The sequence below is a fragment of the Stenoxybacter acetivorans DSM 19021 genome (assembly GCF_000745895.1).
GTDB lineage: Bacteria > Pseudomonadota > Gammaproteobacteria > Burkholderiales > Neisseriaceae > Stenoxybacter > Stenoxybacter acetivorans.
The window spans coordinates 1-19,466 of sequence record NZ_JQKE01000052.1; the positions used below are offsets into that span (position 1 = coordinate 1).

Annotated in this window: 18 protein-coding genes and 1 other RNA gene; 8 read left to right on the forward strand and 11 right to left on the reverse strand. The window is 45.9% G+C overall.

Annotated features, from left to right (window positions below; genetic code table 11):
• Nucleotides 1-214 (reverse strand): transposase (locus Q384_RS13630; RefSeq protein ID WP_037587091.1); only part of this gene is annotated, 214 nt, incomplete at its 3' end.
• A gap of 119 nt (nt 215-333) precedes the next feature.
• Here Q384_RS13630 and Q384_RS14525 point away from each other — a divergent pair.
• A complete protein-coding gene (locus tag Q384_RS14525; protein WP_425423482.1) occupies nt 334-555 on the forward strand; it encodes a polymorphic toxin-type HINT domain-containing protein in 222 nt (73 codons plus the stop codon).
• A 216-nt stretch (nt 556-771) separates the two neighbouring features.
• On the opposite strand, the gene hemN is transcribed toward Q384_RS14525, so the two are convergent.
• A complete protein-coding gene (gene hemN / locus Q384_RS08060; protein WP_037587092.1) occupies nt 772-2,157 on the reverse strand; it encodes an oxygen-independent coproporphyrinogen III oxidase in 1,386 nt (461 codons plus the stop codon).
• A 394-nt stretch (nt 2,158-2,551) separates the two neighbouring features.
• Here hemN and Q384_RS08065 point away from each other — a divergent pair, with 394 nt between their 5' ends.
• From Q384_RS08065 to ffs, 3 genes are all read left to right on the forward strand, one after another.
• A complete protein-coding gene (locus Q384_RS08065; protein WP_084224440.1) occupies nt 2,552-3,316 on the forward strand; it encodes a cyclic nucleotide-binding domain-containing protein in 765 nt (254 codons plus the stop codon).
• A 3-nt stretch (nt 3,317-3,319) separates the two neighbouring features.
• Nucleotides 3,320-3,937 carry an outer membrane lipoprotein LolB gene (locus tag Q384_RS08070; RefSeq protein WP_037587093.1) on the forward strand — a complete coding sequence of 206 codons (618 nt, stop codon included), beginning with the start codon at nt 3,320-3,322 and terminating at the stop codon, nt 3,935-3,937.
• Nucleotides 3,938-3,979: 42 nt separating this feature from the next.
• Nucleotides 3,980-4,077, forward strand: an RNA gene (ffs, locus tag Q384_RS12975) — signal recognition particle sRNA small type.
• A gap of 58 nt (nt 4,078-4,135) precedes the next feature.
• Here ffs and Q384_RS08075 read toward each other — a convergent pair.
• Nucleotides 4,136-4,975, reverse strand: a complete 840-nt coding sequence (locus Q384_RS08075; protein ID WP_037587094.1) for an SDR family NAD(P)-dependent oxidoreductase — start codon at nt 4,973-4,975, stop codon at nt 4,136-4,138.
• Between the two features lie 216 nt (nt 4,976-5,191).
• The gene (pgeF, locus tag Q384_RS08080; protein WP_245608531.1) at nt 5,192-5,989 is read right to left on the reverse strand and encodes a peptidoglycan editing factor PgeF; all 798 of its coding nucleotides are present in this window, start codon (nt 5,987-5,989) and stop codon (nt 5,192-5,194) included.
• A gap of 121 nt (nt 5,990-6,110) precedes the next feature.
• On the opposite strand from pgeF, the gene Q384_RS08085 reads away from it, so the two are divergent.
• Nucleotides 6,111-6,584 carry a universal stress protein gene (locus tag Q384_RS08085; protein WP_037587095.1) on the forward strand — a complete coding sequence of 158 codons (474 nt, stop codon included), beginning with the start codon at nt 6,111-6,113 and terminating at the stop codon, nt 6,582-6,584.
• A 131-nt stretch (nt 6,585-6,715) separates the two neighbouring features.
• Nucleotides 6,716-7,771 carry a DNA polymerase IV gene (gene dinB, locus Q384_RS08090; RefSeq protein ID WP_037587096.1) on the forward strand — a complete coding sequence of 352 codons (1,056 nt, stop codon included), beginning with the start codon at nt 6,716-6,718 and terminating at the stop codon, nt 7,769-7,771.
• A gap of 112 nt (nt 7,772-7,883) precedes the next feature.
• Here dinB and tyrS read toward each other — a convergent pair whose 3' ends face one another.
• Both tyrS and Q384_RS08100 read right to left on the reverse strand, forming a co-directional pair.
• Complete coding sequence (gene tyrS / locus Q384_RS08095) at nt 7,884-9,149, reverse strand: tyrosine--tRNA ligase (RefSeq protein ID WP_037587097.1); 1,266 nt, start codon at nt 9,147-9,149, stop codon at nt 7,884-7,886.
• 231 nt (nt 9,150-9,380) lie between these two features.
• On the reverse strand, nt 9,381-9,860 hold the full coding sequence (locus Q384_RS08100; protein ID WP_037587098.1) for an FKBP-type peptidyl-prolyl cis-trans isomerase: 480 nt from the start codon (nt 9,858-9,860) through the stop codon (nt 9,381-9,383).
• Between the two features lie 104 nt (nt 9,861-9,964).
• On the opposite strand from Q384_RS08100, the gene waaA reads away from it, so the two are divergent.
• Both waaA and Q384_RS08110 read left to right on the forward strand, forming a co-directional pair.
• Nucleotides 9,965-11,233, forward strand: coding sequence for a lipid IV(A) 3-deoxy-D-manno-octulosonic acid transferase (gene waaA / locus Q384_RS08105; protein WP_037587099.1), 1,269 nt, complete (start codon nt 9,965-9,967; stop codon nt 11,231-11,233).
• 143 nt (nt 11,234-11,376) lie between these two features.
• Nucleotides 11,377-13,368, forward strand: a complete 1,992-nt coding sequence (locus Q384_RS08110; RefSeq protein WP_051940746.1) for a BCCT family transporter — start codon at nt 11,377-11,379, stop codon at nt 13,366-13,368.
• A 99-nt stretch (nt 13,369-13,467) separates the two neighbouring features.
• Here Q384_RS08110 and fabG read toward each other — a convergent pair whose 3' ends face one another.
• The 5 genes from fabG to Q384_RS08140 all read right to left on the reverse strand — a co-directional run bounded on the left by fabG (nt 13,468) and on the right by Q384_RS08140 (nt 19,205).
• Nucleotides 13,468-14,211, reverse strand: a complete 744-nt coding sequence (gene fabG, locus Q384_RS08115) for a 3-oxoacyl-ACP reductase FabG (RefSeq protein ID WP_037587100.1) — start codon at nt 14,209-14,211, stop codon at nt 13,468-13,470.
• Between the two features lie 107 nt (nt 14,212-14,318).
• Nucleotides 14,319-14,519 (reverse strand): hypothetical protein, encoded by a 201-nt coding sequence (locus Q384_RS08120; RefSeq protein ID WP_037587101.1) that lies wholly within the window; start codon nt 14,517-14,519, stop codon nt 14,319-14,321.
• The gene (locus tag Q384_RS08125) at nt 14,506-15,612 is read right to left on the reverse strand and encodes an AI-2E family transporter (protein ID WP_051940749.1); all 1,107 of its coding nucleotides are present in this window, start codon (nt 15,610-15,612) and stop codon (nt 14,506-14,508) included. The genes Q384_RS08120 and Q384_RS08125 overlap by 14 nt, the downstream gene beginning before the upstream one ends.
• A gap of 690 nt (nt 15,613-16,302) precedes the next feature.
• Nucleotides 16,303-17,079 (reverse strand): DeoR/GlpR family DNA-binding transcription regulator, encoded by a 777-nt coding sequence (locus Q384_RS08135; RefSeq protein WP_037587109.1) that lies wholly within the window; start codon nt 17,077-17,079, stop codon nt 16,303-16,305.
• A 152-nt stretch (nt 17,080-17,231) separates the two neighbouring features.
• A complete protein-coding gene (locus tag Q384_RS08140; protein ID WP_037587103.1) occupies nt 17,232-19,205 on the reverse strand; it encodes a PhoX family protein in 1,974 nt (657 codons plus the stop codon).
• Nucleotides 19,206-19,466 lie beyond the last annotated feature (261 nt).

The window sequence follows — 19,466 nt, forward strand, 5'->3', positions numbered from 1 at the left end:
AAGCATATTTGAGATAATGTAAACCAATCAATAAGCGTGTCGGTAGAGGCGGTTGTCCACCTTTTTCTGTGGTGTAACATACTTCGATTTTTTCTGCCAATCTACCCCAATTAATTTGATGCGATAATTTCACCAAAGGGTGATTCATGTTAATAATTTGAGATAATTGTAATTGGAATAAATCAGGGTGATTGTTGGGTTGTTTCGGCTTCATAACTGCAAGATTTTCTTGATATTTGAACAGATTTATTGCAGTGAATTATAACATAAAATCAGTATTTATTGTATATTTTCAATCACTTGCCGGTAATTCAGGAGCGACTATCTAGTGACGTGGGAGGGTACCGCATTAATCTTGGGAAAAATAGGGTTCTGAGAACAGATAGTGATTTTATACTTCTCGAAAACTCTGGTGTGCTAGACGAAACTTTCAAGTGTGCAGTCTACAATCTGGAAGTAGAGGACTTTCATACCTATTATGTGGGAACAAATGGGGTGTGGGTTCATAATGCCGATTGCACAGAGACGGCGAAAATATTAGCAACTCAACTTTAGGGTGATTCTGGCAATCAAATCCCTGTGTACGCGAAAAAACGAACAATAAAGCAAATTAAAGTCCCAGAGGGAAAAGGAACATTCTTATCGCTGAACCCAATAGTAATTCAGCATGGGCGAACTTCAACATGAGTTGATATCGTATGTGCTGCTACCAATAAATTACAAACAGGCTGCCTGAAAGGTTTCAGGCAGCCTGTTGAAACATGCAATGGCTTATACGGTTTGTGAATATTTGGCTTTGGTTTCTCGATTCCGCAGATGGGCATCAAACACCATGGCAATGTTGCGGATTAAAAAACGTCCTTTGGGGCTGACTTCTAAACCGGTATCACTCAATGTCATTAAACCTTTTGCTGAGAGCTGCGCTAAATCTTTATACTCTGCTGCAAAATAATCGGCAAAATCTTGGTCAATGCGGTTTTTATAGTCATCAAAATGCAGGCTGAATCGGCACATTAAATCTTGAATAATACTGCGGCGCAAAACATCATCGTCATTCAAAGTGTAACCGCGTAAAACAGGCAGACGATCCGCATTCAGATCGGCATAATAGGCTTCAATGTCTTTTTGGTTTTGACTGTAAACACGCCCAATTTTGCCGATACTGGAAACACCAATGGCAACCAAATCACAATCAGCATGGGTAGAATAACCTTGAAAATTGCGTTGCAACCGTCCTTCGGCAAGCGCAACGGCGAGCTCATCATCGGGCTTGGCAAAATGGTCCATACCAATAAATATATATCCTTGCTGCAATAAGATGTTCACCGTATTCTGCAAGATATCAAGCTTGGTGCTACTGTCGGGAACGGTATTGATGTCAATGCGCCGCTGCGGCGGAAAAATGTGCGGCAAATGGGCGTAGTGGTAAACCGCCAAACGGTCGGGCAACAATGACAATACTTTTTCCAATGTATCCCGCATGGTATCAATGCTCTGGTGCGGCAAACCGTAAATCAAGTCCACACTCACTGATTTGAAACCGGCTTCACGCGCTGCATCAATAACCTCGCGGGTTTCTGCTTCGCTTTGAATGCGGTTCACTGCTTTTTGCACTTCCGGATTAAAATCCTGTATGCCGACACTCATGCGGTTAAAACCCAGTTGCCCCAAAAACAGCACAGTGTCGCGGCTTACTTTACGCGGGTCGATTTCAATAGAATATTCGCCTTCATCTGTTAGCGTAAAATGACGGTATATGCTGTCAAACACGCGAGCCAGCTGCTCATCACTCAAAAATGTGGGCGTACCGCCGCCGAAATGCAATTGTGCGAGTTTCGGTTTACCCTGCCAATTTTGTGCCAGCAGTGTTAATTCTTTGTCTAAATAATTCAAATATTCATCGGCACGGCTTTTGTCTTTGGTGATGATTTTGTTGCAGCCGCAGTAGTAACAAATGGTGTTGCAAAAAGGAATGTGTATGTACAAAGACAAGGGCTGCTGATTATCATGCTGCCGTATGGCGGCGGTTAAATCGGCTGCCTGAAAATCGGTGTGAAATCGGTCGGCAGTGGGGTAAGACGTATAGCGCGGACCGGAAGCAGGTAAAGACGCGATGAGTTCGCGGTCAAAATCAATGCGGATAGTTGGTTGGGTCATGGTATTTTTTGGTTTGTGTTTGGTTTCATGCACAGACAGGCATTGTGTTTTTACGGTGCTTACACTGCAAGTGCTGTGTTAGAATGCGTACTTTGCTTTAGATATTTTTAAGTAGGCTGGTGAAACTGAAAAGGGTTTCATTATAACCTTTTCTGTGTTGGTGATGTATTGGCGCACAAATATACTTATAAAATTATGACTTCCGTTGATAAATTTTAATAGGCGCACTTTAGCCCAATTCTATTGAAGTTTAGGCTAAAACAGTTAATTTCGCGTTGATTTGCATCAAGATTGAATAGATTAAAGAATAATAACCGAACCAACATTTGTGCTTTGTTACATCAACCGATTATGTTGATACCAATGTGATGTTGTTTTATTTTTGGGTGAGCCGATGATTAAATTAGACAAAGTTGTTGATGAAGCTTCCTTAGATAAAGCTGTTGATATAGTTTCCAATGTTTGCGGCACTTGTTCTTTTCAAACATTGTGCGCACCTGTGGCTTTAAATGAGCAGGATATGCAGGAATTGAACGTGGTGACTAAGCAAAGCCGCCGTTTACGCAAGGGAGAATGCCTATTTCGTGCGGGAGAAAGGTTTCATTCTCTGTTCGCGGTACGAACCGGTTTTTTCAAAATGATTGCCACCACCGTAGATGGGCGCAATCAAATTACCGGTTTTTTTATGTCCGGTGAACTGTTGGGGCTTGATGGCATCTGTGCTAAGCGATATGCTTGCAATGCAGTGGCTTTGGAAGACAGTGAAGTGTGTGAATTGCCATTTGAACATTTTAAAAAAACATGTACTCAATATCCGCATTTGCATCACCATTTTTACCAAATGATGAGCCAAGAAATTGTGCGCAGCCATGAAGCGATGCTGGCATTGGCAAATATGTGCGCCGAAGAACGATTGATTGTGTTTTTACTGAATTTATCGTACCGATTAAATATTCGCGGCTTTTCGTCCAATGATTTTATTTTACGCATGTCGCGCGAGGAAATCGGCAGCTATTTGGGTGTAAAATTGGAAACCGTGAGCCGAATGTTATCTCATTTCTCACAAGAAGGCTGGATTCGGGTAGACCACAAACACATTCAGTTATTAAAACCGGAAATTTTGAAAAGAATGGTTTCCGGCTGCCAACCGGAAGTCTGATTTATGTTACTGAAACATTGGCACAATACTGCCCTTCTGTCGCTTGCCGTTTTGCTGTTGGCAGCGTGTACCTCCTTGTCCGAACACAAAACAACAGCGCAATGGCATGCCGCACCCAATGAAATATCGGATTTTTACAGTAACGGACGATTAAGTGTGCAGCAAAATGGCAAGGGCTCATCAGCGCATTTTGAATGGTCGAATGTACGCGGTGTGCAGGAAATTGATGTCAGCACCCCGCTGGGCAATGTGGTGGGTGCTTTGTGCCGCGATTATTTGGGTTTATTGGCGCGCAACAGCGAAGGACAAACCATTCAGGCAACCGATACACAAGCATTGAGCCAAAAATTATTGGGATTTTCTTTACCGCTGGATCACTTGGATATTTGGCTTAACGGTTATTGGGTCAATAATGAACCGCACCATGTTTTGGCTGACGGACGCTTGAGTCAATCGGGCTGGCTAATCAGCCGACGCGTACAAACCAACAATAATGCACCCAAAATGTTATTGCTGGAAAAACCCGATTGGTCAATTCGCTTGATTTTTGATGAGTTTACATCATCGCTTGATTCAGACGCAAAAATAAATGTATGCGCTTGGCGTGAAAATACCAAATAGCATTTGGTATTTTTTTTGATTGCCCGTATAATATTGGGCTGTGGCGGGTCTCCCCGCATGGTTATTTAAAGCAACGGGTCAGGTACGGAAGTGAGCAGCCCACTTTAAAACGGCCAGTGCCGGGGGCTGGGCTCGCCGCCCTCATTTTTAAGGCAAGCTGAAAAACAGCTTGCCTTTCCTATTTGATACACTTCCCGCTTATTTTTCTTTCTTACCTGCAACCGAACGGCGCAATAAATAATCTAATACAACGGTAGGCAACAGTTTTTTCAAATACCAAAATACATGTGTCGGCACTGTTACCGCATAACGCGCTTTCGGGCGTTGTGCATTCAAGGCTTTGCTACAAACCGCTGCACACGCATCAGCAGACAAAGTAAACGGAGCAACTGCTCCTTCTGCCCGCAGTCGCCGCCATTGAGCTTCATAAGTCTTGCGGTGTACGCTGTTTTCAGTGTCAATGTATTGCGCAAATTTCTCAGCCGCATTCAGACGAAATCGAGTCGTAATCGGTCCGGGTTCTAACAGACTGACATAAATACCGCTGCCGACTAATTCATGGCGCAACGTATCGCACATGCCCTCCAAGGCAAATTTGCTGCTGTTGTACGTACCGCGCCACGGCATGGCGGCAAAGCCCAAAATACTGCTGTTCACCAATATCCGCCCGTAGCCTTGCTGACGAAACAACCGCATGGCGTGGTTAATACATTCCCAAGTGCCAAACACATTGGTTTCAAACTGTTCGCGTAGTGCTGCTCTCGGAATATCTTCCACCGCACCGGTTTGTCCGTAGCCTGCATTACAGAACAACGCATCTAAACGACCGTATTGCTGTTGGATATGTAAAAAGGCTGCCTGAATGTGCGCACTGTCAGTAATGTCCAGCTGCAAACAATCAAAACCTTCCGCCGTCAGCAGTTCAACATCTTTGCTTTGGCGGCAAGACACCACAACGCGCCAATTTTGGCGGCGCAATAATTGAGCAGCAGCATAACCAATGCCGCTGGAACAGCCGGTAATCAAAATGGTTTTCATATTTAATTTTCCCTTGTGTGATTTTTCAGCACTTGCCGCACATTAACAATCACGCATTTAAATTTAAGCCTATCTTCCGATCAGCAATATTTTTATACAAACAATTTGGTTGTTATAAAAAAACCGAAACCGATGTAGTCATTGAGTGTTTACGGCGCAACAATCCATTCACCCTTTGCACTTCACAACCTATATTTCTCTGCATCGGCTGTATTTTCAATCTTCAGCCAGCCACACCGCGCTGAGCATACGTCCGGTAACACCGTCGCGGCGGTAGGAGAAAAAGGCATCACGCTGCAACACAGTACAGTAATCGCCGCCATAAACACGGTAAACATCGGCTTCAGCCAAAATCAGCCGCGCCAGTGCAGCAATGTCTGCCAAATATTTACCACCGCCGATTTCAGTAAACATCGCTTCGGCTGCCCTGCGTTCCCGACAAAAGGTTGCCTGAACATCTTCACCCACTTCAAAAGCATCTTTACCAATGGCGGGTCCCAAATACGCCGACACCGTTTGCGGCGGCACATTCATGGCAGTAATGGTTTTTTGCACAATGCCTGCCGCCAAACTGCGCCAACCGGCATGAACCGCCGCCACAACCGTTGCCGCCTCATCACACAGCAATATCGGCAAACAATCCGCCGTCATCACCGCACATGCTGCTTTATCTTCCCGAAACGCCACACAAGCATCAGCAGCCAAAACTTTGCCCTGCTGCTGTGCCACCAACGCTTCCTGTGCACGAACAACCTCAATACCGTGTGTTTGATTTAAATAAGCGATGGGCAAAGAAACTTTATTTTGCAAAAAAGCCCGATTCTGCATCACCGCTTCGGCATTGTCCCCCACGTGCAAACCCACATTTAAGCCGGCATATACCCCTTTACTGACACCGCCTTTGCGTGTGCTGATTAAAGTATGTACCCGTTCGGATACCTGCCAATCGGCTTCAAAAAAAGATTCTTGCAAATTGGGAAAGCCCAAAACCATATTCATGTTTTGTTGATTCATTTCATGTCCTGCGGCTGCCTGAATAAAGGCTGAAAATTTGCACTTCATCACAAGCCGAAAACCAAAAAGTGAAGTATCATAGCGCATATTATTGGTCGCAACACCTATGCGGAGGGTAAACATGTACAAACATTTGGTTGTCGCCGTTGATGGCAGTCTCACTTCTGAAAATGCTTTGGAACACGCCATTGGCTTAGCAAAAGTGGAAAATGCCGAGCTTACCTTAGTTAACGTTGCCAATCCGGCAGAATACATGGCTTTGGCACCGGAATTTTTACAGCATGAAAGCTATGAAGCCGCCGCTCAGGCTGAGGGCGATGCGGTATTGGACGCCGCTGAGAAAACCGCCGCCGAGCAGCTGGAAGCCGGCAAGGTAAAACGTCATTTATTGCTGGCAAATAAAGGGGCACGCGAGATGGCGCAAATGCTGGTGAATTTTGCCGCAGAGCAAGGCGCAGATTTGATTATTTTGGGTACGCACGGACGCAGCGGTTTGATGCATTTGTTAATGGGCAGTTTTGCCGAAACCGTTATGCGTGAAACCCGCTTGCCGCTGTTGATTATTCGCAGCGATGTCAAAAATACAGCCGATTAAATTTGGTGTCAGGCAAAGACAAAAAACCGCTGTTTTAAATCATTTAAAGCAGCGGTTTGATTTATTTTTACCGCCTCATTCTGATTAATGAACACACTTTCTGTTAATGAACACACTTTCTGTGCTGACAAATGCCTGCCGTTCGCAAAATCATTCACATTGACATGGACGCTTTCTATGCATCGGCAGAATTGTACCGACGCCCTGATTTACGCGGCAGCCCAGTGGTGGTGGCGTGGGACGGTGTGCGCTCAGTGATTTGTGCCGCATCTTATGAGGCGCGCCGATTTGGTTTGCATTCGGCGATGTCTGTTGCCGCCGCCAAACGACTGTGTCCAAATGCAGTGTATATTCCGCCTGATTTTGCGTACTACCGCGCTATATCACAGCAAGTTCACCAAATTTTTGCGCGTTATACCGACAAAATCGAACCTTTGTCTTTAGACGAAGCCTATTTGGATTTAACCGACTATTCAGGCAGCTTGCCTTATGCCCGCGACATTGCCCGCGCCATTCGCGCTGATATTTTTGCCGAAACCGGTTTAACGGCTTCTGCGGGCATTGCACCCAATAAATTTCTTGCCAAAATTGCCTCAGATTGGCGCAAACCCAATGGGCAATTTGTGATTGCACCTGAGCAGATATTAACTTTTTTGGCAGATTTGCCCGTAAGCAAAATTCCCGGCGTGGGCAAAATAACGGCACAAAAAATGCACCGCATGGGCTGGAAAACAGCCGGTGATCTGGCAAAAACAGAGCGAGCGGTGTTGGTGCATCATTTCGGTGTTTGGGGACATCGCTTGTATGATTTGGTTCGAGGGGAAGACAACCGTGAAGTAAAATCACAGCGAATTCGCCAACAAATTTCCAATGAAATTACCCTGCCTTATGATGAACCGCTGCACAGCATTGGCCGACATTTACCCGAATTGGCTGCCGCCGTGGCAAAGCAAATGCAACACAAACAAATGACGGCTGCTTGTGTTACTTTAAAGCTGAAAAGCAGTGATTTTCACATTCACACCCGTTCACAAACTTTTTCTGCACCGCTTGGTGATGCACCGTCGTTACTCGCTGCGGGTCAGCAATTGTTACAGCGGCAGCCTGAAAGCAGTGCTGCCTATCGCCTGATTGGTTTGGGTGTCAGCCACTTGTTGCCGCACAATGTTCAGCTGCCTCTGTGGTAAACAGCAATACAAGATTAAAGCAACACAGTAACAAAATTGCCGCGCCGCATAAGGGTTTGTTTACCGCTTCTGGCTTCCTGATATTGCCCTGAATATTTCAGGCAGCCCATTTCTACGCCCACATCAATAAAGCATGATTGCGCTTGCCGCGTTTTACAATCGCATAACGTCCAAAACGCTTATCTGCTTCACTCAATACATAATCGCTGTCATTGATTTTTTGACCATTCACCGCCACCGCCCCTTGGCTGATAAAACCCCGTGCTTCATTATTGGATTTGGCTAAACCACCAACGGTCAAGGCTTGTACTATGTTCAGGCTGCCTGAAACGGTAAATGCAGGCAACCCGTCAAGTGCCAGCTGTTGAAAATCGCTTTCCGTTAAATGGCTTTGATCATCGGCAAACAGACTCTCGGAAATGCGTTGTGCCGCTGCCAATGCCGCTTCACCGTGAATAAGGCGTGTTGTTTCTTCTGCCAGTATGCGCTGTGCCTGCGGTTTCGTTTCGCCGACTTGGTCTGCGGATTCAATGGCATCAATATCAGCAATGCTTAAAAAAGTAAAATATTTCAAAAATTGATACACATCGGCATCAGCGGTTTTGAGCCAAAATTGGTAAAACTGATAGGGCGAAGTTTTATCGGCAGACAGCCACACAGCGCCGCTTTCGGTTTTGCCGAATTTAGTGCCGTCTGATTTGGTTACCAGCGGCAGGGTTAAGCCATAGACTGTGCCTTGATGTAAGCGGCGGGTAAGATCAATGCCGCCCGTAATATTACCCCATTGGTCAGAACCGCCGATTTGCAAGCGCACATGGTGATTTTTATACAGCTGTGAAAAATCATATGCTTGCATTAAAGCATAGGCAAATTCAGTAAAAGAAATGCCCACATCATCGCGATCCAAACGTTGTTTCACCGATTCTTTATTTAACATGGCATTCACGGAAAAATGCTTGCCGATGTCGCGTAGAAAATCCAAGCAATTCATTTGCCCGAACCAATCGTAATTATTTGCCATGACAGCGGCATTTTCGCCTTCAAAACTCAAAAACGGAGCAAGCTGATTGCGAATGCGCGCCACCCAATTTTGTACGGTTTGTGGTGTATTCAGGCTGCGTTCCTGCGCTTTAAAACTGGGGTCGCCGATTAAACCGGTCGCACCGCCCACCAATGCCACAGGCGTGTGTCCCGCCAATTGAAAACGGCGCAATGCCAACACCGGCAATAAATGACCAATGTGCAAACTATCGGCAGTGGGGTCAAATCCGCAATAAAGTGCAATTTTTTGTTGGTTTAATAATTCGTCGAGCGCGGCAGCATCGGTGGTTTGCGCAATCAATCCGCGCGCTTGCAGGTCTTGAATGACGGAGGTCATGGGAAATTCTTTACTTGGGTTAAGGGTTGGTTCAGGCTGCCTGAAAACAGGGTTTACCGTATATTCGCTTTACTTTGACTTCAATAAAGATTTGAATAAAATTTCGGTAATATCAATCATGGTTTCAGGCAACCAAGATGAAATAAAGGTGCAATATTTTACATCATTTACTTAACAAAACAGCCTGCTTCAAATATCAGGCTGTTTTGCAATACTTTATCACACACATTTTTAATGGTGATGTCCATGCTCACCGTGCGCATGACCATGAGTAACTTCTTCTTCAGTGGCAGCACGCACACCGTCCACTGTGGCTTTGAAGCGAATCCTCATGCCTGCCAGCGGGTGATTGCCATCAACAATGGCTTTTCCGTCTGCAATATCCGTTACTCGATACACCAGCACATCGCCTGTTTCCGGGTCGTCTGCCTCAAACATCATGCCCACTTCCACGTCTGTCGGGAATACGTCTAAAGGTTCAACGCGCACCAACTCCGGCTCTTGTTCACCAAACGCATCATCGGGCGAAAGCGTAATATCCACCACATCACCCACAGCTTTGCCCTGCAAGGCTTCTTCCATCAAGGGAAAAATACCATCGTAACCGCCGTGCAGATACGCAATCGGTTCTTCGGTTTTGTCAATCAACTCGTTATTGACATCGTACATTTCATAATGCAATGTTACTACGCTGTTTTTTTCAATATTCATATCATGACCTTTTTTTGATATGGGGTTGCAAAGGCAGTTGTTAAATTTGTTATGATGCAGGGCATCTTAACACAGAACAGCCGATATTTCTTAGGCAATGGCTTATGTTACTTCAATGGCTTTATCAATTTTTATGGCAAATCGCACCCTTTTTCCTGCGCCGCTATCTGCGCCGCCGCTCAAAACAATTGCCGGCTTATGCCGAACATTGGCATGAACGCTTTGGCTCGCCTTATGCCAACCCCGTGCGTGATGCGATTTGGATACACGCCGTTTCAGTGGGCGAAACCCGTGCCGCCGCACCATTAATTGCCGAGCTGCGGCATTATTTTCCCAATGCGCCGCTGCTGCTGACACAAACCACGCCCACCGGACGCGCCACCGCCGAATCCTTATATTCTGATGCTCAATGCCGCTATCTTCCCTATGATAAACACCAATATGTATCACAATTTTTACAAGATCACCGTCCGCGTTTCGGTATTCTTATGGAAACCGAAATTTGGCCGAATTTAATCCGCGCTTGCCGCACACAAAACACACCGTTGTTTCTTGCCAATGCACGGCTGTCTGAAAAATCACAACAAGGCTACCTGAAAATATTGGGTTTGGTGCGCCCCGCCATGCAACAGTTAAGTTTGTGCTGTGCGCAGACCGAAAACGATGCGGCACGGCTCAAAAGCATTGGTGCACAGCACGTTTTGGTGTGCGGCAACAGCAAATACGATATTGCGCCGCCTGATGCCATGCACACTTTGGCGCACACCTTTCGGCAGCGCATCGGCAGCCGACCTGTCGTCGTGTGCGCCAGCACCCGTTTTTACCACAAACAAGATGAAGCACAATTATTATTAAACGCTTGGCAAACTTATCATGGCAATGCTTTATTGGTCATTATCCCCCGCCACCCCGAACGCTTTCAGGCAGCCTTTGATGCGGCAGTGAATCTGGGATTCAAAACACAAAAACGCAGTGATAATCAAGCGGTTCGCTCCGATACCCAAGTTTGGATCGGTGACAGCATGGGTGAACTGTTTGCGTATTATTTGTGTGCCGATGTGGCTTTTGTGGGCGGCAGCTTGGTGGATTCAGGCAGCCAAAACATGATTGAACCGATTGCCTGCGGTGTGCCGACTTTGTTTGGCATGTCCACTTATCATTTTGCCCATGCCGCCGCTTATGCCGTTGATTGCGGCGCAGCACAGCAAGTGCGCCATGCCGAAGATTGGCTGCAAGCCGTGCAATTTTTATTGACAGACACCGCTGCACGGCAGCAAATGCGTATTCAAGCAGCCTCCTTTATTCTCGCGCACCGCGGCGCAAGCCGCCGCATGGCAGAAGCCATAACTCAACACCTGAATAAACAGCAATAAAATTGCTTAAACTTTATTAACAATGCTATTTTCATAAAAATAGCATTAAAATATGCTATACTCTGCCTTTCCAATCGTAAGCAGTCAGCTTGCTTGACTTTGATTTACCGTCAATCAAACTGCCAAACCCAAGAAAGGAACGCATGACTAGCCCTACTCCTTCCGTTCAATCGGCATCTGCCGATTCCTCTCGCAGCGGACGCATCAATCCCGCTGTTTTTTATTCTTCTTCCATTATCGTTGCCATTATTCTGCTTTACGCCATAATTGCACCCGATCAAGCAGCATCCACATTCAAAATCATTCAGGCAGCCATTGTTGCCAATGCCAGCTGGTACTATGTTTTAACCGTTGCGCTGATTGTTGTCGCCTCTTTCTACTTGGTACTGTCCCGCTTCGGCGACATTCGGTTGGGACCGGATCACATTAAACCCGATTATGGCAATCTTTCTTGGTTTTCCATGCTGTTTTCCGCCGGAGTTGGTATCGGCTTAATGTTTTTCGGTGTGGCTGAACCGGTGATGCATTTTCTGTCGCCGCCGCTGGGTGAAGGCGGCAGCATCGCCGCTGCCAAAGAAGCCATGCGCTTGACTTTTTTTCACTGGGGGATACATGGCTGGGCAATTTATGCCATTGTGGCTTTGATTTTGGCATTCTTCAGCTATCGCCACCATTTACCGCTCTCCCTGAGTTCAGCGTTATTTCCCTTAATCGGCAATAAGATTTACGGACCAATCGGCAACGCTGTGGACGTCTTTGCCGTTATCGGCACTTTATTCGGCATTGCCACCTCATTGGGTTTGGGTGTAGTGCAAATCAATACTGGCATACATTATCTATTCAACGGCATACCGGTAACCGTCAGCATACAAATTATTTTGATTGTCATCATTACCGCTCTGGCAACGTTTTCTGCGGTATCCGGCTTGAATAAAGGCGTGAAATTATTGTCGGAAATCAATATGGGCATGGCGGCGATTTTGATGCTGTTCGTGTTGTTTGCCGGCCCAACCGTATTTTTACTGCAAGCCTTGGTACAAAACATTGGCAGCTACATCACCCATTTTTCAAGAATGACATTCAATCTCTATATCTACCAACCAACCGATTGGTTTGGCGGCTGGACGGTATTTTACTGGGGTTGGTGGTTAAGCTGGGCACCGTTCGTGGGCATGTTTATTGCCAAAATTTCACGGGGAAGAACCATTCGTGAATTCATCGTTGGTGTATTGCTGATTCCAACCGGCTTTATATTTTTGTGGATGACTGTTTTCGGCAATTCTGCCATTGACATGATTTTGAATCAGGGCATGAGCGCATTTGGTGAAACCGTATCCAATAATGTGCCAATCGCCCTTTTCAGTTTTCTGGAAAATTTGCCCCACTCCACACTGTTTATTTATCTGTCGCTGTTCATGATTGTGATTTTCTTCGTTACCTCTGCCGATTCAAGTGCGTTGGTTATGGACATGCTGTGCTCTTACGGCGAAAGCAGTAAAGGCATATGCTATCGTATTTATTGGTCTTGCAGCTCAGGCGTGATTGCTATTGTCTTGCTTTTGGCGGGCGGCTTAACCTCTTTACAAACCATGGCAATTGCCAGTGCCTTGCCTTTTGTAACCGTATTAATGTTTGCGATTTACGGCTTGTTTAAAGCACTGAATATTGATTCGCAAAAACAAATACTGCAGCAAATATCATCGGTGAGCCCATCAACCGCCATCAATGGCGACTGGCGCGAACGTTTACACGTATTGATCGATTGTCCGAATAAAGATGCGGTAACCCGTTTTATCCAAACCACCGTGCATCAAGCCTTAACGGAAGTGGCGTCGGAATTAAATACAGCCAATATATCGGCAAAAATCAGCCAGCCGGGAAAAGGCGTGGTGCAATTAACCACCAATCATGGCGATGAAATTGATTTTGTCTATCGTGTTGTTGTCACAGAACACCTTTCTCCTGCATTTGTAAACACGCCCGACAACACCAACAACGCTTATTATCGTGCAGAAGTTCATCTGGTTGAAGGCGGGCAAGATTACGATATTATGGGCTGGTCGAAAAATGGCATCATTGACGATGTGATTGATCAATACCACAAACATTTGCACTTTTTGCAAAGTCTGCGTTAATCATACTCATCGTCTTCACTGCTTTTAAAAACAAACAAAAAGCCCCTTTAATTAAAAACAAAGGGGCTTTTTACGCAGCAAATTTAAATAATGGTAACGTTACAAAGTCAGACCGCCGGTTACTTCAATCACAGCACCATTGATATAGCTGGCTTCATCACTGGCAAGAAACGCATAAACATTGGCAATTTCTTCAGCATTACCCAGCCGCTTCATCGGCACTTTTTCTGCCAGAGCCGTTAATACTTTTTCAGGCACATCTTTCAGCATCGGCGTATGAATATAGCCGGGTGCAACCGCATTAACGCGAATGCCTTTTTTTGCCAATTCTTTTGACCATGTTTTCACAAAGCCAATCACACCAAACTTAGTGGCAGCATAATTGGTTTGACCAAAATTACCATACACACCCACCACAGAGCTGGCATTCAAAATCACGCCGCTGCCTTGTGCAACCATGGTATCCACCAACGCGCGCGCCATGTTGTAAGTGCCTTTTAAATTCACATCAATCACCGTATCAAACTGCTCTTCGGTCATTTTAACTAACTGCGCATCCATTACCACGCCGGCATTATTAACCAAAATATCAATACGTCCTTTTTTTGCCAATACATCGTCACGCATGGCAACAATTTGCTCAGGGACAGTAACATCACAAATATAACCCAAGGCTTCGCCGCCCGCATCGGTAATTTCTTTAACCACCGCATCAATATGCTCGCGCACTTTACGGCCGCACACCACCACACAAGCACCTTCGGCAGCCATTTTTTTTGCCGTTGCCGCACCAATGCCTTGTGCCGCTCCTGTAATCACAGCCACTTTATTTTTTAAACGCATTCTGATGACTCCTTTTGTTAAAAACATAACTCAGAGAATGCTGCCGCCTGAAAATCCGCCGGAAAACCCGGCAAATTTCTGTACCGCAGTACAAACAAAATAACACATTACTGCCAAAAAAGGGAATAAAACACACACAATAATATCGCGCCAATGATTAAATAACTGCCGACAATCCACCGCCACACCACCGGCTTTTGTACCCGCGCCGATTTACCGCGCTGAATATAAAAAAACGGGCTGAGCAATACCGACACAGCGGCAATCAAAATAACCGCCCCGTAATACCATTTTTCAGTCGGACTCATGTTTTGTCTCTCCAACACTTGGCGTTGTTTGCAAATAATAATCACTGTTCAGATACGCACCCGCTCCTTCGCGCAGCAAAACCAAACAAATCGCCGCCAGCGGCAAAGCCAGCAGCATACCCACGAAACCCAAAAGCTGCGCAAACGCCATTAAAGCAAAAATCACCCAAAACGGCGACAACCCAATACGATCGCCCACAATTTTTGGGGTAATGAAGAAACTTTCCAAAAACTGACCCACAACAAAAACCGCCCACACCATAATCACCCCCGGCCATGATCCGAATTGCAAAATAGCCGCCAAAGTGGCCAGCAATAAACCGGTAAATGCGCCCAAATACGGTACGAACACCAGTAAACCCGCCACCATACCAATAGCAAAACCGGATTCCAAACCGGTAAACATCAAGCCCAAGCCGTAAATCAAGCCCATGATAAGCATTACCGTGATTTGTCCGCGCAAAAACTCACCCAGCACCCGATCCATATTACCGGCAATACGCCGATACACAGGCAATAAACGGCGCGGTATCATCACCTGCACACTGTGTATCCACCGCTGCCAATCCAGTAAAAAATAATACAGCAGCAACGGCAGCAGCACGATATTGGTAATGCTCACCAACACATTACCGCTTTGGCGCATCAGCGTGGGCATTAATTTTGACAACGCACTTTTCAGGCTGCCTGTGTGTTCCTGCACCCAACCCAAAGCATAGGATAAATTCAGCTCAATTTGCATGGAAAAAGTATGGTTAATCCACGGCAGCAAACGGCTTTGTATCCAGTTAATCAAGCCGGGCAATTTCTCAGATAAATTAGCGAATTGATTGATAAACATCGGCACAATAATCAGCATTAACGCCGCCAATAAACCCAAAGCAAACAACATCACCAACATAGAAGCCGCAGATCGGGATACACGATGCGCACAAAGTTTTTCCACCAGCGGATTGAGGATATACGCCAAAATACCCGCTGCCACAAACGGCGTTAATACCGTATGCAACTGTATTGCCAGCCAACCGGCCGCTGCCAAAACCGCAGCACCGATCAGCCAAGGTGTCAGCATCTGCATCATTGCTTTGTGCATAAATATTCTTCCTATGGGTGATGTTAAAAAGTAAGCCGCTGCATCGTTATCATTCTTACCGTTTAGCCTACATTCGGCGCAGCAAGCCCGCATTTCATCTATATGACGTCTTCGTAAACAGATGGATGGTCTCATTCTTTATCATAATTTTCAGGCAGCATTAATATATTACCCTGAAAAATAACGATAAATATAACCATGGTAATGACAAGACACAAAGCAACGCGGCAATCTACTGTTTACCGTTTACCGTTTACCGCACGGTAAATCAAACAGTGGAAACCGCATGTTTACAATAACGGAGGCATCATAGCAGAAGCCTGCTTTTCAGACACTACCCTCAGGCAGCCTGATTGCCCCTTTAACAAAACTCTAAGCCACCCAATATAGCTGCTGCATTTCCAGCGTTTTATCGGCAAATTACCACGTTTCAATTTGATAATATTTGCTGTTGGTTGGCTTAATGAAACGCAATGAAATTCAATAAAGCCTATGCGTTCAGAGCGCGCGCATGGGCTTTATTGAAATGGTTTGGCTGTGGTTGCCATGATTGCTTTGCGCCTCACAATGGCAAGTTTTGGGCTTCAGGCAGCCTTGTGTCAATGAACAGCGGTAACAAAAAACATGCCTTGCGGTATATCCTTGTGCTGTTAGCATGACTCTTTTAGATTAACCATTCAATTGTAAGAATTAATCTTCTTTATCTGCAAGATACCAGCGAACGCCGCTGTCTGACAATTTTTTAGCCATTGCCGACGATAATTCTTCATCGGTGAATAGGGCGTGAAACTCGGTAACATTGCCCATGCGCACCAAAGCATTGCGTCCTACTTTGCTCTGATCCACTGCCAGATAACGAAATCGTGCGTTTTGCATCATGGTTTGCATCACGCTGACTTCTTTGTAATCAAAATCCAAAAGTGAGCCGTCCGCTTCCATGCTGGCAGCATTTAATACAGCATAATCCACTTTAAATTGGTTAATAAAATCAATGGTTGCTACGCCTGTAATGCCACCGTCTACCGCCCGCACAACACCGGAAGTGATCATGACATTAAAATCACTGCGCGAAGACATAATCGATGCGATATGAATATTGTTGGTGATGATGCTCAAGTTTTTGTGATGGCGGGTTAATGCCAGTGCCACCGCCTCCAAGGTGATGCCGATACTCATGAATAAAGAGGCATTGTCCGGAATTTGTGCCGCCAATATATCGGCAATGTGTGCTTTCCCGCTTTGCCGTTTATTTTGCCGTGAAAAATAATCTTCGCTTTCCATGCTGCCGTCCAATGCCGCACCGCCATGATACCGGCGCAGCAAACCAGCTTCACACAATTGGTTAATATCGCGGCGTATGGTTTGCGGGGTAACGTCCAACACCCGTGCCAACTCATCTATTGGCATAAAATTGTTTTCACGAATCAATTCGATGATTTTTTCATGGCGTGGTGTACGGGCAGGCATCATTTGGTATTCCAATACGGACAAAAATGAAAATATTGTGCATCGCTGTTCGTTTTCGCGCAAGGCAAAATGAGCAAATTCACACGAATATACCCAAAACACCGCATCAGGCATGCCGATGTGGTGTTTTGGGTATATTCAGGCTGCCTGAATCAACTGCCGATTAAACCGCCGTCATCTTTGGTAATCACTACCGTTGCCGAGCGCGGTCTGCCGCCCGATTCGCCGTCAGGCCATGCGGAAATGGCTTTGGGATTGGCGGGATCAGCTGTGCCTGATCTGGATTCTCCCGGGTGCTGAATATTGATAAACAAGGTTTTGTTGTCGGGTGTAAATGTGATGCCGGTGATTTCACTGCCGTTGGGTCCGGTTAAAAATCGGCGGTATTCATTGCTGTCGGGAATGGTGGCAACCATTTGATTATTGCCCATGCCTGCATATTCTTTTTCGTTCAGCGTAGATGTGGATACGTCTGTTTGAATCCACAGCACGCCGCGATGATCAAAACTCAATCCGTCGGGGCTGCCGAATTCCGCACCCGCCATATTGCCTTTGAATCGCGTATCATCGGTATCATGTCGCCCTGCCAACACCAAAATATCCCATTTGAATTGAAGTGCTGTCGGGTTGCGATCTGCCTCCTGCCAGTGAATAATGTGTCCGAATAAATTATCGGCGCGCGGATTGGCGGCATCTGTACCTGCTTTGCCGTCTTTGCCGCGATCTTTATTATTGGTGAGGGTGCAATAAACACTGCCGTTTTTGTAAGGGTCAACCGCAATCCATTCCGGTCTGTCCATTTTGGTTGCGCCCACTGTATCGGCAGCTTGGCGGGTTTTCACCAGCAATTCGCCTTGATCGGCAAAGCCATTTGCCGCTATGAGTTTGCCTTGCCCTTGAATTAGGGGTATCCATTCGCCATTGCCGTTTTCATCAAAGCGGGCAACATACAGCGTTCCCTCTTCCAACAGGCGTTTATTGGCTTCACGATTATTTGGCTGATAGTGATTTTTGGAAATAAATTTATAGATGTATTCAAATACTTGGTCGTCGCCCATATACACCACCACGCGATTATCTGATGCGATGGTAACGGTTGCACCTTCGTGTTTGATGCGTCCCAGTGCGGTGTGTTTTATTGGGGTGGATTTCGGGTCGTAAGGGTCGATTTCCACCACCCAGCCGAAACGATTCGGCTCATTCGGTGTTAAACCGATATCAAAACGAAAATCTTGTTCACTCCAAAGATATACTTCGTCTTTGCTGCCGATGCCATAGCGTTTCTCTTCCGCTGTCGGCACGCCTTGTGTGGTAAAAATATCCGCCCAATTTTCTTCGCAGGTCAGATAAGTGCCCCAAGGTGTTAAACCGTTGGCGCAGTTTTGCATTGTTCCCAAAATGACTTCGCCGCGCGGATCTGCTTTGGTTTTCATCAAATCATGCCCGCGCGCCGGACCGGAAACACGCATCGGTGTGTGCGGTGTGATTCGGCGGGCATAGGCTGACGGACGAACCACTTGCCATTCTTGATTGTTGTCTTGGCGGATTTCAATCACAGACACGCCCATTGCATTTTGACTCTTGCGAATTTTGTTGGCGTCCCAATCGGCAATGCCGTCTTTGAATAACATGCCATTGTCCACATATTCGTGATTCATTGCCAGCAAGCCGTGTTTACTGTTTTTACTGCCCAGCGGCAGGCTGAAAAATGCCATGCCATCGTGGTGCATACCCGCCTGAACCGCTTGATCTTGCGTGGTATTGCTGCCGTCTTGCTTAAACTCCGGCATTCTTCCGTCAATGCCAACAGCATCACCCCATTTATAAAATGCCTGTGCGGTGTAGCCTTTCGGCACAATCACCGCATCTTCACTTGAAAACGGTACAGGCGAAAAACCCAATTGCCGCGCTTTGCCGATATTGTCATCGGCAAAAACACCGGCTTTGGCATCGGTGCTGAATAAGCTCATGCCCACCGGCAAAGCCGCCGCCGCACCCAATGCCGTACCACTTTGCAGCAAGCTGCGGCGCGATAAGCGCGTTTGCATCACATCGGAAAAAATCGGATTGGCAGAATCATTGCTGCTAACATCTTCATTAACGTGCTTGAGTAGTTTGTTGTTCATCTCTGTGTTCTCATCGTTAAAAACCGAAATGGATTGATTTAAAAACGAATACAGTATGCAGAGAAAATATGACACTCAGATGATTGTTTATTGACGGTTTTATGACAAAAATTTGAAAAATAGGTAGTCGTCCCTGAAGAACCTGATCTAAAATATTCAAACAACTTGCCAAAAATCTTGTCTTAAAAACCTAAATAAAATTAAATTTTTTCGACAAAAAAACAACCATGTCAACAATTTACGGAAATTGTAAGCAGCGGC